Raw genomic sequence first — 16,688 nt, forward strand, 5'->3', positions numbered from 1 at the left:
ATGAACTTCGGCGCGGCACTACGAAAGGATTTTACGCATACGGAAGGTCTGGATAAGACCCCGTTGTGAAACCCCTGCCCCGTCTCCAGAAAATGTTCCCCCGTGCCCGAATACGTCGGCGACTATCGCCCAGCTAAATATCTTTCAGACCTTCGTGTCAAGGCCTGACGGAAGCGGCACGAAGGCCCGGCCGACGGCCGCGGCAGCCATGCGCCAAAACCGACCACAGACCGTGACCAGCACATCGACGACAAGGGCGCCCACACCCCGAATTCCACACCCAACGGCACGGCACCACCCTTACCCTCAGTGATCGTTTACGCGTTGTTCAGCAAACCGCACCCTCCTGTGATTTCAATCACAATTGGGTACGAGGTACGCTCTGGCGCTCCCGAGTTGAGGAGGAACGTTGGCTGCGTACATTCACCCCGACGCGGAGGTGGACGGCAAAGCATTGGTCGGCGAAGGAACTTCGGTCTGGGCCCTGTCCCATATCCGTGAGCACGCCTCGGTGGGCCGGAACTGCAACATCGGACGCGGCGTGTACATCGGCCCGGGGACGACGCTGGGAGACGACTGCAAGGTCCAGAACCACGCCCTGGTCTACGAGCCCGCGCAGGTCGAGGACGGCGTCTTCATCGGCCCCGCGGTGGTGTTCACCAACGACACCCACCCGCGCGCCATCACCCCCGACGGGCGGCACAAGCGTGCCGAGGACTGGACGCCCGTCGGTGTGACGGTCCGTCACGGTGCCTCCATAGGTGCGCGGGCGGTCTGTGTGGCCCCGGTGACCATCGGCAGTTGGGCCACTGTCGCGGCCGGTGCGGTGGTCACCAGGGACGTCCCCGACCACGCCCTGGTCGCCGGAGTGCCGGCCCGCCGGATCGGCTGGGTCGGACGCGCCGGAGTACCGCTCGAGGACCAGGGCGAGGGCCGGTTCCGCTGCCCGGACACGGGCGAGGGCTACACGGAACGGGACGGTGCACTGCACCGGGACGACAGCTGAGCTACCGGCGCGGCAGGGCGTTCATGCAGGCGAGCAGCGTACGCGCCTGCACACTCAGGTAGTTGCCGTGCCGGAGCAGCTCCCCCAGCTGAGCCATCGTGAACCACGCGCAGTCCGCGGGTGGTTGCACCGGATGGGCGTCGTCCGCCTCGACCACCAGGTGCCGCGACACCGCGTTCAGGAACCGTCCGCCCTCCTCCGAGTGCACCGCGTCGTACCGGATCCGGGAGGGGTCCGCGGCGAGCACGTATTCCAGCAGCGGCGGCTCGACGGTGTGGTTCTCCGGTACGCACTGCACCGTCGGCCCCAGCTCCACCGTCTGCCGGAATCCTGGCTCGGCCCGGGCCCGCATCAACACATGCGTCACTCCGTCGAACTCCCGTACCACAAAGGCGACTACGCCCGGTCCCGTGGGCTCGAACAGCGGCTGGCTCCAGCGCGCCACCTCGCGGCTCCCGGCCTGTACCGAGACGGCCACCACGCGGAAGAAGCGGCCGTCCGGACGCGCGATCCGCTCGGCGTCGCGATGCCAGCCCTCCGTGTCGCGCAGCGGAATCCTGGACACCTCGATGTCCCGGTCGCTGCGCTGCCCGGTGAACCAGCTCTGGAGCTCCGGGGTGGGGTGCAGCGCGCCCTCGCCACCCTCCTCACGGGGCAGGAAGGGGGTCAGGCAGGACAGCACCGTCCGCGCGTCCATGTTGACCACGTTGTCCCGGGCAAGCAGCTCGTTGAGCTGCCCCAGCGTGAGCCACTGGAAGTCGTCGCCCAGCGGCACGTCCTCGTCGGTCTCCACGAGCATGTTGCGGTTGTTCTTGCGGTAGAACCAGGAGCCGTGCTCCGACTGCAGCACATCGGCGATCACCCGGCCGCGGCGCGGCCCGACGAAGTGCTCGATGTAGCGGACCGCTGAACCGCGGTGCACCCGCGTGTAGTTGCTGCGCGTGGCCTGCACCGTCGGCGAGAGCTGGAGCAGGTTCGGGTTGCCCGGCTCCATCTTGGCCTGCATCAGGAAGTGCGGCACCCCGCCGAAGTCCTTGACCAGGATGCCCAGGATGCCGACTTCCGGCTGCCGGATGATGGGCTGGTCCCAGTTCCCGTAGGGGCCGTCGGCCGAGGTCACCCGGAGCCCGTCGACGCTGAAGAAGCGGCCGCTGGAGTGGACGAGGTCGCCGGTGTCGGGCGCGAAGCTCCAGCCGTCGGCCTCCGCGAACGGCACACGTTCGACCTTGAACGGGTGCGCCCTGCGCCGCCCTTCGAGCCATACGTCGAACTCCTCGGTCGGCATCAGCCCTTCGTCGCGAGCCCGTGCCGAGGCCAGGAGTCGTGCGGGGAGCTCGGGGTCGTCGGCGGGCCGCAGCACGCCGGACGGGAGCACCGCGGTCATGCGGCATCCCCCTTCCGCTCCTTGAGCGGCTTCCACCAGCCGGGGTTGTCCCGGTACCACGCCACGGTGTCGGCGAGCCCGCGCTCGAAGGACACCGCGGGGGCGTACCCGAGCTCCTCCCTGATCTTGCTGTCGTCCAGGGCGTAGCGCAGGTCGTGCCCCTTGCGGTCGGCCACCTGCCGCAGCAGCCCCGCCGGTGCGTCGCACAGCTCCAGGAGGGCGTCGGCGATCTGCCGGTTGGTCCGCTCGTTGCCGCCGCCGACGTTGTAGACCTCGCCGGCCCTGCCGCCGGTGAGGACCAGCTGGATCGCGGCGCAGTGGTCGGTGACGTGCAGCCACTCGCGGATGTTGGAGCCGTCGCCGTACAGCGGCACCGACTCACCCGCCAACAGGTTGGTGGCGAACAGCGGGATCAACTTCTCCGGGTGCTGGTACGGCCCGTAGTTGTTGGAGCAGCGGGTGATGGACACGTCCAGGCCGTGGGTGCGCCAGTAGGCCCGTGCGATCAGGTCGCCGCCCGCCTTGGACGCCGCGTACGGCGAGTTGGGCGCAAGCGGCCACTGCTCGGTCCACGAGCCGCTGGTGATGGAGCCGTACACCTCGTCGGTGGAGACATGCACCACCCGCTGTACGCCGCTGCGCAGGCATGCCTCAAGGAGCACCTGGGTGCCGGTGACGTTGGTCGTCATGAAGGCGCTGGGGTCGTCGATGGAGCGGTCCACGTGCGACTCGGCCGCGAAGTGCACCACGGCGTCATGGCCGGGGAGCAGCTCGAGGAGCAGCGGCAGGTCGCAGATGTCGCCGTGCACGAACTCAAGGCGCTCGTGCTGGGCCGGGAGGTTGGCGCGGTTGCCCGCGTAGGTGAGCTTGTCGAGCACGGTCACGCGCGCCTGCTCGTGGCCGCCGTAGCCGCCGTCGAGCAGGGTGCGGACGTAGGCGGAGCCGATGAACCCGGCGCCCCCGGTCACCAGGATCCTCATGCGGCCACCTCGATCCTGCTGTGGTCGCCCACGATGAGCTGGTGGGGTCCTTCGGGCGCGGCGGACCGGCTGACGCTGGCCTCGCGTCCGATGACGGAGGCGCGCACCGGGCCGACATCGCGGACGCTGGCGCCCTCCAGCACGATCGTGTCGCTGACGTCCACACCGCTCAGCAGGCAGTCACGGCCGGCGGCGGTGTGCGGGCCGACGGAGCTGTCCTCCACCAGCGCCCCGGCGCCCACGATCGCCGGGCCGATGATCCGGGAGCGCACCACCCGCGCCCCCTCCTCGACGACCACGGCACCGATCAGCTCGCTGTCGGCGTCGACCTCGCCGCACACGGACGGCTTCAGCCGGTCCAGGAGCTCGCGGTTGCACGCCAGGACGTCCTCGACCCGTCCGGCGTCCTTCCAAAAGCCGCTGTAGGTACGGGCGGTGACCTCCGCCCCCTGGGTCACCAGCCACTGGATGGCGTCGGTGATCTCCAGTTCGCCGCGGGCGCTGGCCTCGATCGCGGCGACGGCCTCGTGGATGGCGGGGGTGAAGAAGTAGACGCCGACCACGGCGAGGTCGCTGACCGGGTGTTCCGGCTTCTCCACGAGCCTGAGCACCCGGCCTTCGGCATCGACCTCGGCGACGCCGAAGGCCCGCGGATCGGCCACCTTGTGCACCACCAGCTCGGCGGCGGGCCGGTTGTTCCGGAACTCTTCGGCGATGTCCGCGACGCCCGAGGTGAGGACGTTGTCCCCCAGGTACATCACGAAGTCGTCGTCGGCCAGGAAGTCCCGGGCGATGGCCACGCAGTGGGCGAGGCCGCAAGGGGCCTCCTGGGGGATGTAGGTGAGCCGGACCCCCAGTTCGGAGCCGTCGCCGAGGAGGTCGGCTATCTTCTCCGGGCGGTCGCCCACCACGATGCCGATGTCGGTGACGTCCATGGCCCTCAGCTCCTCGATCACATGGACCAGGACGGGCTTGTTGGCCAGCGGTATCAGCTGCTTGGGCCGGGAATGGCTGAAGGGCCGCAGGCGGAGGCCCATGCCCCCGGACAGCACCAGTGCTTTCATCGGAGGTCTCTCCTCAGAGGGTCAGGAGGTGGTCAGGACAGGGTGGACAGGACGTCGCGCAGCGCGGCGATCACCTTGTCCTGGACGTCCGTGGGAAGCGACGGGTACATGGGCAGGGAGAAGATCTCGTCGGCGAGCGCCTCGGTGACCGGCAGGGATCCCTTGGCGTACCCGAGGTGGGCGAAGCCGGTCATGGTGTGCACCGGCCACGGGTAGCTGATGTTCAGGGAGATGTCGTACGCCTTGAGCCGCTCGATGATCTCGTCACGCCGGGGATGGCGCACCACGTAGACGTAATAGACGTGCTCGTTGCCGTCGTTGGTGGTGGGCAGCTTGAGGTCGGTGAGGTCGCCCAGGCCCTCCTCGTAGCGGCGTGCGACGGCACGCCGGCCGTCGACGTAGGCGTCGAGACGGGTCAGCTTGCGGCGCAGGATCTCTGCCTGCACCTCGTCCAGACGGCTGTTGTGGCCCGGGGTCTGGACGACGTAGTAGACCTTCTCCATGCCGTAGTAGCGCAGTCGGCGCAGGGCGGCGTCGACCTCCTCGCTGTTGGTGATGACCCCGCCGCCGTCGCCGTAGGCGCCAAGGACCTTGGTGGGGTAGAAGGAGAAGGCGGCGACCTCGCCCATGGTGCCGGCGAGTTGGCCGTGGTGGCGGGCGCCGTGCGCCTGGGCGCAGTCCTCGACGATCGCCAACCCGTGCTGTTCGGCGAGGGACTTGAGGGGGGCCATGTCGACGCACTGCCCGTACAGGTGAACCGGCAGCAGGGCCTTGGTACGGGGGGTGATGGCGGCGGCGACCTGGTCGGTGTCCATCAGGAAGTCCTCCTCCCTGACGTCGACGAAGACCGGGGTCGCGCCGGTGCCGTCGATGGCGAGGACAGTGGGGGCCGCGGTGTTGGAGACCGTGATCACCTCGTCGCCGGGGCCGACGCCGACGGCCTGGAGCGCCAGCTTGATGGCGTTGGTGCCGTTGTCCACGCCGGCGCAGTGGCGGACGCCGTGGTAGGCGGCGAACTCCTCCTCGAAGCCGCGCACACTGGCGCCGAGCACCAACTGACCGGAGTCGAAGACCGTCTCGACCGCGTCGAGGATGTCCTTGCGCTCGTTCTCGTACTCGGTGAGGTAGTTCCAGACGTACGTGGTCATGGGGAGTGGAACCTCCAAGGTCGTGGGACGTGGAACCTGAAGGCTCCGGCAGGCAAAGGTGAGTTCGGGAAAGGGTGTGCGAGGGCGCCGCGGGACGGCCGCGGGAGGCCGGCGAGGGCGGGCGCCGCTCGCACGAGGGGTCGGTGGGTCAGGCGGTGGTGTTCGACACCCACGTCTCGATGAGGTCGCAGGCCTTCTCCACACCGCGGTCGGCGCGCACCCGGGCACCGAGTTCGGCGGCGCGCTCGGCGTACCCCGGGTCGGTGACGACCTCGTCGAGGGCGGCGCGCAGTTGCGCGCCGGTGAGCTTCTGGAACGGGATGGGTGCGGGGGCCACTCCGACCTGGGCGAGCCGGGCCGCCCAGTAGGGGCCGTCGGCCCAGCAGGGCACGGTCACCTGGGGCACCCCGGAGCGCAGCACGTCCGCGGTGGTGCCGAAGGTCGCGCCGTGGATGACGGCGGCGACCTGCGGGAACAGCCAGCCGTAGTCGACCTCCTGCACCCGCAGTTCGTCGTCGGGACGGTCGCCCTCGGGCCCGCCGACGACGATGAGGCGGCGCCGGGCTTGCCGTACGGCCTGCCGGACCAGGTCGAGGGTCTGTTCGCCGTACACCGGCCAGGCGCTGCCCAGCGCCAGCACGATCGGCTTGGAGCCGGCGGCGAGGAAGTCCACCAGATCGGCCTGGTGTTGCTGTTCCGGCCGCTCCCAGGACCAGTAGCCGGTCACGTGGACGCGCTCGGGCCAGTCGGACGGCGGGGGCAGGAAGTGGGGGCTGTACGGGTAGAACACCGGCTGCTGGTGGCCCAGTTGCCCGACCGGGGACTTGGACAGCTTGGGCAGCCCCCTGCGGGTGCGGAACCGGTTGACGGCGGGACGGTTGAACGCCCATTCCATCTGGGCGGCCATGCCGTGGGTGAGCCGGGTGTAGGCCGAACCCAGCGGCAGGTCGGGGGTCTTGTAGGCGCGGAACTCCCGGGTGGGAGTCATGGGCCACCACGAGACGGTGCCCCAGGGCACACCCGGTCCCGCGTAGCCGATGCCGCGGGTGATCAGGTTGCTGAGCATGAAGTCGGCGCCCTGGGCGTTGTCGTACATCCGCTCCAGCGAGTCGGCGACCTCGTCGACGCTGGGGCGGGGCATGGCCATCGCGGTGCGGATGGACGAAGGGCTCTTCCGGATGGCCTTCACGACCGCGGGCGTGGCGAAGTAGTGGGCGCCGCTGCCGGGTATCTCGCGGAAGTTGAGCCCTGCTTCCTCCACCATGGCCTTGAAGTCCACCGAGGTGGCCAGGTCGACGTCGTGGCCGCGGGCACGGAGCCCTGCCCCCAGCGCGACAAAGGGGTACACGTCGCCGCGCGTCCCGAACGTCTGCAGTGAAACCTTCATTTCGCCCTCTGCAAGTTCTTGTGGTACCACTGCGCGGTTTCGCGCAGGCCGTCCTTCAGGGATCTCGGTGCGAAGTCCACCAGGGAATGGAAGGCGTCGAGATCCAGTGCGCGCCGGGAGGCCCCGACGGGCTTGTCGGGATCGATCCTGACCCTGCCGGCGTCACATCCGGCGGCCTCCGCCACGAGATGGGCGAGGTCGAGGATGGAGACCGACTCCTCGGTTCCGACGTTCAGCGTCTGGAACCGGCCGTCTTCGACCATCTTCAACACGGCGAGCACCAGGTCCTTCACGTAGATGAAGGTCCGGGTCTGGCTGCCGTCTCCCCAGATCTCGATGTCCTGCTCGGAGGCGAGCTTGCCGAGCATGTTGGGGATGACGTGATTCGTGGTCGTACCGAAATCGTCACGGGGACCATACACATTGGTCGGGCGCGGTGTATAGATCTTCATCCCGTACTGCTCGCGGTACAGGTCCGCAAGCACCTCGGTGAACATCTTCGACAGCCGGTAGCCGTTCGGCGTGTACTGCATGTGCCGACGGTGGTCGTCGTCCTCACGCACCGGGGACGTGCTCTGGTACGAGTAGATCTCGGCCGAACTGAGCAGCACCACATCGGCGATTCGCCGGTCCCGGGCGAGGTTCAGCACATGGGACAGCATGCGCATGTTCTCGTCCAGCATCCGTCCCGCCTGCTGGAGCAGGAACTCCATGTTGCCGTCGAGGGTGGCGCAGTTGATGACGGCGTCGATGCGCGGCACGGCCTCGGTGGCGGCGAGCAGGGCCTCGTGGTCCAGCAGGTCCACCCGCAGCAGCCGCAGCCCCTGGGCGGCGGGGAGTTCGGCGAGGACCTCGGGCCGCTCGCCCCGGTACAGGCAGAGCACCTCCGCGCCCCTGTCCAGCAACTCCTCGACGAAGTGGGAGCCGACGAAGCCGAGCCCACCGGTCACCAGAACGGTGCGGCCGGACCAGTAGTCCGACGCCATGTCAGCCACGCCCCAGGTACGCCTCGATGGCGTCCGCGGCCCGGCGGGCGCCGCCGCCCGCGCGGACCTGCCGCCCCATCTCCGACACCCGCCGCCGGATCTCCGGGTCCTCGGCGGCCTTCAGCACGGCGGCGCGCAGCGCCTCGGGGGTGGCCTCGGTGCGGGCGATCCGCAGCCCCAGGCCCAGTTCGGCGGTCCGACGGGCCGTGAAGTCCAGCTCGACGGACTGCGGTACGGCCACCATCGGGGTGTCGTGGTGGAGGGACTCCATCGCGCTGCGGACTCCGGCATGGGTCACGAAGACCCGTGCGTGCTCCAGCACGGCCGTCTGCGGCACATGGCGATGGACCTCGAAGTGGTCCGGGAGCTCGCCCAGTTCGGCGGGGTCGACCCGGTGACCGGTGGCCATCACCACATGCCAGGGCAGGTCCGCGAACGCCTCGGCGCAGGCACGGTAGAAGTCCGGCCGCTCGTTGAAGACCGTGCCCAGGGCGATCAGCAGCACGGGCCTGCCGTCGGCCGGCGGGTTCCAGGGCTTCTGGGTCGAGGGGTCGACCAGGCCGGCGCCGACGAACACGTACCGTTCGTCGAAGGTGTCCGCGGCGGGCTGGAACTCCTCGGCGAGGAAGACGACGTTGAGGTCCTCGGCCGCGGCGAGGAAGTCGCCGGGGCCGGGTGCGGAAAGCCCCTGTCCCAGCCGGAACTCCGCGAGCTCCGTGCCGAACTGGATCAGCGCCGGGTGCTGCGGGTCGAGTGCCGGGAACTCCTCGGCGAGCGCCTGGAGCACCGAGAAGTGCTCGTTGGACGCGAACATCGGCACCGACTGGGCGGCCGGGCGCTTCCACTTCTCGGCGAGCGCCTTGCCCGCGAAGTTCATGAGCGCGTCGTACACCACCAGGTCCGGCAGGTCCGCGGCGAGCTCCGCCTCGGCGGCGGTCGCCGCGGCGATGTTCTCGCGGAGGTGCTGCAACGGCCCCTGGGCCATCTCGTCGGCCGACATCTCGGCCGGCGCGCTGCGGTCCGCGGGCCATACGGAGGTGTAGCGCACGGCCTCGGCGCCGGTGGCGGCCACGCGTTCGGCGAACTGGTCCGTGGTCACGTAGGTCACCCGGTGGCCCCGCCTCACCAGGTCGGCGACGACGGACAAGGTGGGGTTCACATGCCCCTGATAGGGCGAGCCGAGGAACGCGATGTGGTGCTTCACTGAGACGTACTCCTATTTCAGGTGTTTCGAGGCGGCCGAGTCTCCTGGCCGCCGGGTGCCGTCAGGGCCGGTCAGACCGTTTCGGTGAGCCATTCCTCGACGGCGCGTGCCGTCGATCCGGCGCATTCCTCGACGATGGTGAAGTGGTTTCCGGGCACGTCCCGCACCATGTGGTCCAACTTCCAGGTGACGCGCAGCATCGCGCCGTCCTTCGTGGTCCCGGACGGCCCCGGCATCGCTTCGGTGGCCCGCACCACCAGGGTCGGCGTGGCGATGGGCTCCGGCCGCCAGGGGCCGAGGATCCGGTGGTAACCGCCCATGGCGGTGAGCCGGTTGTCGTTCATGATGTCCCCGCCGAGCTTCGCCTCGCGGTCGAAGACCACGCCGAGCATGGCCGCCGCCACGTCGTCGTCGGCCGTGTCCTCCGGCCAGGGCACATCCAGCAGCACCAGCGCGGCGGGACGGACGCCGAGGCGCTCTAGCCGGGCCGTGGCGGCGTGCGCGATCTGGCCGCCGGCGGAGTGTCCCACGAGTACGAACGGGTCCTCGCCCGCGGCCCGCTGCACCGCATCGGCGTGCAGCTCCGCGAGCGCCTCCATGTCGGCGGGAAGGTGCTCGCCGTGCAGGAACCCCGGCTGCGGCAGCACGGTCACGTCCCGCCTGCCGCGGAAGTGCTCGGCGAACCGCGTGTACTGCTGGGGCCCCGCCGTGGCCACGACCGCCGGCAGGCAGAGCAGCCGGGGACGGGCCTCCCCGGCCGCCAGCCGCACGGCGGTCGGGACGTGGTCGGCGGCGGTCGCGGCGTCGAACGTCGGGCGCAGCACCGACGCGGCCGTGATCAGCTCGTTGCCCGCGACGTGCCGTCCCTCGGCGTGTGCCTGCCGGAACAGCGCGGTGACGCCGCCCGGCTGCGCGCTCCGGGTGCTCCCCGTGCCCGCGCCGTCCGATGACCTCGTTCCGGCCCCGGCCGGGCCGCCGTCCGCGTCCGCCGTGTCGGCCTCGGCCAACTCCCTGAGCAGATAGGAGACGACGGCCGAGGGCACGGTGTACTCGAAGAGGAACGCCGTCGGCAGTCGCAGCCCGGTGGCCACGCTCAACCGGTTGCGGAGGTCCACCGCCATCAGGGAGTTGAACCCCGACTCGAAGAACCCGCGGTCCAGTTCCACCGTCTCCGGTGCGGTGTGGCCCAGGACCGTGGCGGTCTCGGCCCGCACCAGGTCGACGACGACGGAGGTCCGCTCCGTCTCCGGGAGCCCCGCCAACTGCCGGGCCAGGTCCGGTCCGACGGGAGCGCTGCCGCCCGCGGCGGCCGTCCGCCTGGCCGGAGCACGGCGTACGGCGACCCGTACCCCTTCGCCTGTCCCGACTGCCGCGCCGGACTCCGCCACGAGGTCCGTGACGTCCCGGCGCATCAGGGCCAGCGTGTCCACCCGTGCCACCGGCGCGCCCGTGGTGTCGGCAAGGGTGACGGCGAGCGCGTCCGGCTTGGCTCCGGCGATCCGTACGCGCAGCGAGGTGGCACCGACGGCCTGGAGGGCGACACCGCGCCAGGAGGACGGCAGCCACAGAGCCTCGACGTCCCGCTGCGCTTCGTCCTCCCCCTCCGTGCCGTCCTCGGCGTCACCGAAGGCGGCACGGGCGGCGAATCGGGCCGCGTCGAGCGCGGCGTCCAGCAGCGCGGGGTGGAGGCCGAAGCCCGCCGCCTCCGTCTCCCGCTCCTCCGGCAGGGCCACTTCGGCGAACACCTCGTCGTCGCCGCGCCACAGCGCCTGAAGCGCGCCGGTCGTCTCGACGGGCACCGCTCCCATGGGGACCGTGACGGCTCCGGCCGGGGGCCAGGGGGTCACATCGGCCGTGTCGGACGCCTCAGCGGCGTCCCCGGTCGTAGCAGCATCAGCGGCCAGCACACCGGTCGCATGCCGCGTCCAGACGGCTCGGACCGCGTCGTCGGCGTGCTCAGGGGCGTGCTCCGGGCGCGCGTAGACGCTGATCGCCCGGCGACCGGCGGCATCCGGTCCGGCGACTCTCACCCGCAGCTGGACGGCGCCCTGCGCGGGCAGGATGAGCGGGGCGTCGAGCGTCAGTTCCTCCAGCGCCTGGCTGCCCACCTCGTCACCGGCACGGATCGCCAGCTCCACGAAGGCGGTGCCGGGTACCAGTACGGCCCCGTCCTCGCCCACCGACAGCTCGGCGAGCCAGGGGTGCGCCGACGCCGACAACCGACCGGTGAAGACGACCTCGTCGGAGTCGGGCAGTTCGACCGCCGCGCCGAGCAGCGGATGCTCGGTCGGGAGCAGACCCACCGCGTTGAGGTCACCGGTCACCGCGGGGTCGACCTGGATCCAGTAGCGCCGGCGTTGGAAGGCATACGTGGGCAACTCCACGCGGGTGGCGCCGGTTCCGGTGAAGGCCCGCGTCCAGTCGACGCGTACACCGTGGGTCCAGGCCTCGGCGACCGAGGTCAGGAAGCGGTCCAGGCCGCCCTCGTCGCGCCGCAGCGAACCCACCACCACCGTGGGCCGCTCAACGCCCTCCAGTGCCTCCTGCACGCTCATCGTCAACACCGGATGCGCGCTCACCTCGACGAACGCGCCAAAGCCCGCACCGGACAGCGCGCCGATCGACTCCTCGAAGCGGACCGTCTGGCGCAGGTTGCGGTACCAGTAGCCCGCGTCCAGCCCGGTGGTCTCCACGGGCTGTCCGGTCACCGCCGAATAGAACGGCACCCGAGCGGGCTGAGGAGTGATGTCGCCCAGGACACGGGCCAGTTCGTCCTCGATCAACTCCACGTGCGAGGTGTGCGAGGCGTAGTCCACCGGCACCCTGCGCGCACGCACACCCTCGGCCTCACACGCGGCGAGGAGCTCGTCCAGGGCGTCCGGCTCACCGGCCACCACCGTGGAGGAGGGGCCGTTGACCGCCGCGATCTCCAACCGGCCGACCCAGCCCTCCAGCCGGGACTCCACCTCGGCCAGCGGCAGCGCCACCGACATCATCCCGCCACGACCCGCAAGATGCTCCGCGATGGCCTGCGAGCGCAACGCCACCACCCGCGCACCATCACGCAACGACAGACCACCCGCCACACACGCGGCAGCGATCTCACCCTGCGAATGCCCCACCACGGCCGAGGGTTCCACGCCCATGGAGCGCCACACCTCGGCCAGCGAGACCATCACCGCCCAGGACACGGGCTGGACCACGTCCACCCGCTCCAACGACGGCGCACCCGCCACCCCACGCAGCACGTCCACCAACGACCAGTCCACAAACTCCGACAGAGCCGCCGCACACTCACCGAGCCGCTCGGCGAACACCGGGGAAGCGTCCAGGAGTTCCACGCCCATGCCCGCCCACTGCGCACCCTGACCCGGGAACACAAACACCACCCGGCCACGAGACCCAGCCGACGTACCCCCGGCAGGACCGGTCACCACACCCGGGGCACTCTCCCCACGAGCCAGCGTCTCCAGGCAGGAGACCAGACCGTCCCGGTCCCTGGCGACCAGAGCGGCGCGGTGGCCGAACTCCGTACGTCCGGACGCCAGCGACCAACCCACGTCGATCGGGGACAGGGCCGGGTCAGCCTGGAGGTGGGAGAGAAGTCGCGCGGCCTGGTCGCGCAGCGCCTCCGCACCACGTGCCGAGAGCAGCCACGGCAGCGCCAGAGGCTCGACGGGGTCAGCAGACGCCACCGCCGACTCCGACTCCGACTCCCACTCCGGGACCTGCTCCGACTCCGGCGCCTGCTCCAGGATCACGTGCGCGTTGGTGCCACTCACACCGAAGGACGAGACGCCCGCACGACGCGGACGACCCTCGACCTCCGCCCACTCACGCGACTCCGTCAGCAACTCCACCGCACCCGCCGACCAATCCACCTTCGACGACGGCTCATCGACATGCAGCGTCCGCGGCAACACACCGTGCCGCATCGCCAGCACCATCTTCATGACACCGGCCACACCGGCGGCAGCCTGCGTATGACCGATGTTCGACTTCACCGAGCCGAGCCACAACGGGCGGTCCTCCGACCGCTCCTGGCCGTACGTCGCCAACAGCGCCTGCGCCTCGATCGGATCACCCAGTGTGGTCGCGGTGCCATGGGCCTCGACGGCGTCCACATCGGTGGTGGAGAGCCGCGCGTCGGTCAGCGCCGCGCGGATCACCCGCTGCTGCGATGGGCCGTTGGGCGCGGTGAGACCGTTGCTCGCGCCGTCCTGGTTCACCGCCGAGCCGCGCACCACCGCCAGCACCGGGTGACCGTTGCGCCGCGCGTCCGACAGCCGCTCCAGCAGCAGCATGCCCGCACCCTCACCCCAGCCCGTACCGTCCGCGGTGTCCGAGAAGGCGCGGCAGCGGCCGTCCGGGGACAGCGCGCGCTGGCGGCTGAACTCCACGAAGAGGCCGGGGGTGGACATCACCGTGACGCCGCCGGCCAGGGCAAGCGAGCACTCGCCGCCTCGCAGCGCCTGCACCGCCAGGTGCAGCGCCACCAGCGACGAGGAGCAGGCCGTGTCGACGGATACGGCGGGCCCTTCCCAGCCGAAGGTGTAGGAGAGCCGACCGGAGACGACGCTGGCCGCGCTGCCGGTCGCCAGGTATCCGTCCGACTCCTTCGGGGCGCGCTGGAGCAGCGCTCCGTAGTCCTGGCCGTTGGTGCCCGCGAAGACACCGGTCCGGCTGCCCTTCAGCGACCAGGGGTCGATGCCCGCGCGCTCAACCGCTTCCCAGGCCGTCTCGAGGAGCAGCCGCTGCTGCGGGTCCATCGCAAGGGCCTCACGAGGGGCGATCCCGAAGAAGGCGGGGTCGAAGCCCGAAGCGTCCGGCAGGAAGGAGCCCTCGCGTACGTAGCTCTTGCCGATGCGGTCGGGGTCCGCGTCGTAGAGGCGCTCCACGTCCCAGCCGCGGTCCGAGGGGAAGTCAGCGACGGCGTCGCCGCCCGAGGCGAGCAGCTGCCACAGCGCGTCGGGGGTGTCGGCGCCGCCGGGGAAGCGGCAGCCCATCCCCACGATGGCGATGGGGTCGTCGTCGGTCGCGGCGTTCGCGAAGGCGGGTCCGCCCGCGTGCGTATCGGCGGGTTCCTGTCCGGCTCCCGTGAGCTCGCTCCCGAGGTGCTGGGCGAGGGCGGTCGGCGTCGCGTAGTCGAAGACCAGCGTCGCCGGCAGAGCGAGGCCAGTGGCGGAGACGAGCCGGTTGCGCAGCTCGACCGCCGTCAGGGAGTCGAAACCGACGTCCTTGAACGGGCGCTGGCTGTCAACCGCTTCGGCCGTGGTGTAGCCGAGCACCGCGGCCGCGTGGTCGCGGACCAGGTCCAGCAGCAGCTGGTCCCGGTCGGCCTCGGCGAGCTCGCTCAGTCGCCGGGCCAGGGCCGAGCCGGGGGCGGCCGTGTCGGGGCCGACGGTGGTGGTGGAGGAGGCGAAGGCGGGGGCCGCGCTCTCGGGAACCGTGGGCACGAGGCCGCGCAGCAGCGCCGGGGATTCGGCCACGCCGCGCAGCACGGCGAGGTCCAGCCGTACAGGGATCAGGGCGGGGCGGTCGACCGCCAATGCCGCGTCGAACAGCGCCAAGCCCTGCTCGGCGGAGAGCGGCAGGACGCCACCGCGGGCCATCCGGGCGAGGTCGGTGTCGCTGAGCTGTCCTCCCATGCCCCGGCGTTCGGCCCACAGCCCCCAGGCCAGCGAGACCGCGGGCAGGCCCTGAGAGCGGCGGTACTCGGCCAGGGCGTCGAGGAAGGCGTTGCCCGCCGCGTAGTTGCCCTGCCCCGCACCGCCGAAGGTCCCGGCCGCGGCGGAGAAGAGCACGAAGGCTCGCAGATCGAGGTCGGCCGTCAGTTCGTGGAGCTGCCAGGCGGCGTCCACCTTGGGGCGCAGCACCGTGTGCCACTGCTGAGGGTCAAGGGTCTCCACAAGGCCGTCGTCGACGACTCCGGCCGTGTGCACGACGCCGATCAGTCGTTCCCTGACCGAGTCGACGAGGTCCGCCATGGCGGCGCGGTCGGCGACGTCGGCGGCGACCATGCGCACGGACACACCGAGTGCCGAGAGCTCTTCGGACCAGTCGGGGTCCGGCCCCGAGCGCGAGACCAGCACCATGTCGCTGACGCCGTGCGCCGTGGCCAGGTGGCGGGTGACCAGCCGCCCCAGACCACCGGTGGCACCGGTCACCAGGACCACGCCGTCGGTCAGGTCCGGGCGATCGGTCGACTCAGCGGGCGCCTCCGCGGATGCCTCGGTGGATACCTCCGTGGATGCCACGGCGGGTACCTCCGTGGGTACCTCCACGTGCTGGAGACGAGCGACATACGCACGGCCGTCGCGGACCCGGATCTGCGGCTCGTCCGCCGCGGCCCCCAGGCCGATACGTATGGCCTCCTCATCCAGCCGGTCGGCGGTGAGGAGGACGAACCGGCCGGGGTTCTCCGACTGCGCGGAGCGCACCAGGCCGCGGATCGGCTCGGATATCAGATCGGGGGCGTCGGTGGCCACGACCAGCTGCGTCGAAACCGCCCGCGGATCGGCCAGCCACGCCTGGAGAGTGCCAAGGACCCGCTCTCCGAGGGCATGGACGCGCTCGGGGACATTCAGCTCGGGGACATTCAGCTCGGGGACGGACAGTTCGGGGGCAGACAGCTCCGGGTCAGACAGTGCGGAGTCGCCGCCCAGCGTGAACACGCTGAAACGCGGCATCTCGCCGCTCTCCCGCGGCTCGTCCCACTCGGCGTGGAACGCCCAGTCCTCCGCAACGTCCGCACTGGCAGCGGGCTCCCAGGCGACCTCGTACAGAGCCTCTTGGCGCACCGACGCCCCACCGAGGTCCGAGCCGCGCTCGACCGCCGTGTCGGCGTGATCCTCCAGCCAGTAGCGCTGGCGCTGGAAGGCGTACGTGGGCAACTCGACGCGGGTGGCGCCCGTGCCCTCGAAGAACGCCGACCAGTCCACGGCGGCGCCGTGCACCCACGCCCGTGCCAACCCGGTCACCAACGAGGCAGCTTCCGGACGACCGTTGCGCAGCACCGGCACGAACGCCGACTCCGGCGCCGTCTCCGCACCCATCGCACTGAGCACCCCGTCCGGGCCCAGCTCCACGAACACCGACACACCCTGCGCGGTCAGCGACGCCACACCGTCCGCGAAACGCACCGCCTCACGCACGTGCCGCACCCAGTACTCCGCCGACCCCAACTCCCCCGCCGACGCCACCGAACCCGTCAGGTTCGACACCACCGGAATCTCCGGGGCGGCGAAGGTCATCGTCTCCGCGACCGCCCGGAACCCGGCCAGCATCGGCTCCATGCACGGCGAATGGAACGCGTGCGAAACCACCAGCCGCTTCGTCTTACGCCCCAACCCGCGCAACCGGTCCGCCACCGCCAACACGGCATCCTCATCACCCGACACCACCACCGAGGTCGGCCCGTTGATCGCGGCAATCCCCACCCGGCCCTCGAACTCGGCCAGCAGCGGCCGCACTTCCTCCTCCGAAGCCTGCACCGCCACCATCGCACCACCCGCAGGCAGCGCCTCCAT

At 70.9% G+C, this 16,688-nt stretch carries 9 protein-coding genes; 1 reads left to right on the forward strand and 8 read right to left on the reverse strand.

The genetic code is table 11. The annotated features are described in order from the left end of the window. The first annotated feature begins 409 nt into the window (after positions 1-409). Positions 410-1,006, forward strand: coding sequence for an acyltransferase (locus AB0B50_RS42855; protein ID WP_362342927.1), 597 nt, complete (start codon positions 410-412; stop codon positions 1,004-1,006). A gap of 1 nt (position 1,007) precedes the next feature. Here the strand turns inward: AB0B50_RS42855 and AB0B50_RS42860 are convergent, their stop codons facing one another. The 8 genes from AB0B50_RS42860 to AB0B50_RS42895 all read right to left on the reverse strand — a co-directional run bounded on the left by AB0B50_RS42860 (position 1,008) and on the right by AB0B50_RS42895 (position 16,661). Further along, a complete protein-coding gene (locus AB0B50_RS42860) occupies positions 1,008-2,390 on the reverse strand; it encodes an NDP-hexose 2,3-dehydratase family protein (RefSeq protein ID WP_362342930.1) in 1,383 nt (460 codons plus the stop codon). Next, positions 2,387-3,370, reverse strand: coding sequence for a dTDP-glucose 4,6-dehydratase (gene rfbB / locus AB0B50_RS42865; protein ID WP_362342933.1), 984 nt, complete (start codon positions 3,368-3,370; stop codon positions 2,387-2,389). The genes AB0B50_RS42860 and rfbB overlap by 4 nt, the downstream gene beginning before the upstream one ends. Further along, complete coding sequence (locus AB0B50_RS42870; protein ID WP_362342936.1) at positions 3,367-4,434, reverse strand: glucose-1-phosphate thymidylyltransferase; 1,068 nt, start codon at positions 4,432-4,434, stop codon at positions 3,367-3,369. Before AB0B50_RS42870 ends, rfbB begins: the two co-directional genes overlap by 4 nt. A gap of 32 nt (positions 4,435-4,466) precedes the next feature. Continuing rightward, a complete protein-coding gene (locus AB0B50_RS42875; RefSeq protein ID WP_362342939.1) occupies positions 4,467-5,582 on the reverse strand; it encodes a DegT/DnrJ/EryC1/StrS family aminotransferase in 1,116 nt (371 codons plus the stop codon). Positions 5,583-5,730: 148 nt separating this feature from the next. Beyond that, positions 5,731-6,969, reverse strand: a complete 1,239-nt coding sequence (locus AB0B50_RS42880) for a glycosyltransferase (protein ID WP_362342942.1) — start codon at positions 6,967-6,969, stop codon at positions 5,731-5,733. Continuing rightward, a complete protein-coding gene (locus AB0B50_RS42885; RefSeq protein WP_362342966.1) occupies positions 6,966-7,955 on the reverse strand; it encodes an SDR family NAD(P)-dependent oxidoreductase in 990 nt (329 codons plus the stop codon). Before AB0B50_RS42885 ends, AB0B50_RS42880 begins: the two co-directional genes overlap by 4 nt. 1 nt (position 7,956) lies before the next feature. Further along, positions 7,957-9,159: a macrolide family glycosyltransferase gene (locus AB0B50_RS42890; protein ID WP_362342945.1), complete on the reverse strand. Its 1,203-nt coding sequence runs from the start codon at positions 9,157-9,159 to the stop codon at positions 7,957-7,959. A gap of 71 nt (positions 9,160-9,230) precedes the next feature. Next, positions 9,231-16,661 carry an SDR family NAD(P)-dependent oxidoreductase gene (locus AB0B50_RS42895; RefSeq protein WP_362342948.1) on the reverse strand — a complete coding sequence of 2,477 codons (7,431 nt, stop codon included), beginning with the start codon at positions 16,659-16,661 and terminating at the stop codon, positions 9,231-9,233. Positions 16,662-16,688 lie beyond the last annotated feature (27 nt).

Source organism: Streptomyces sp. NPDC041068 (assembly GCF_040647455.1).
Taxonomy (GTDB): Bacteria; Actinomycetota; Actinomycetes; order Streptomycetales; family Streptomycetaceae; genus Streptomyces.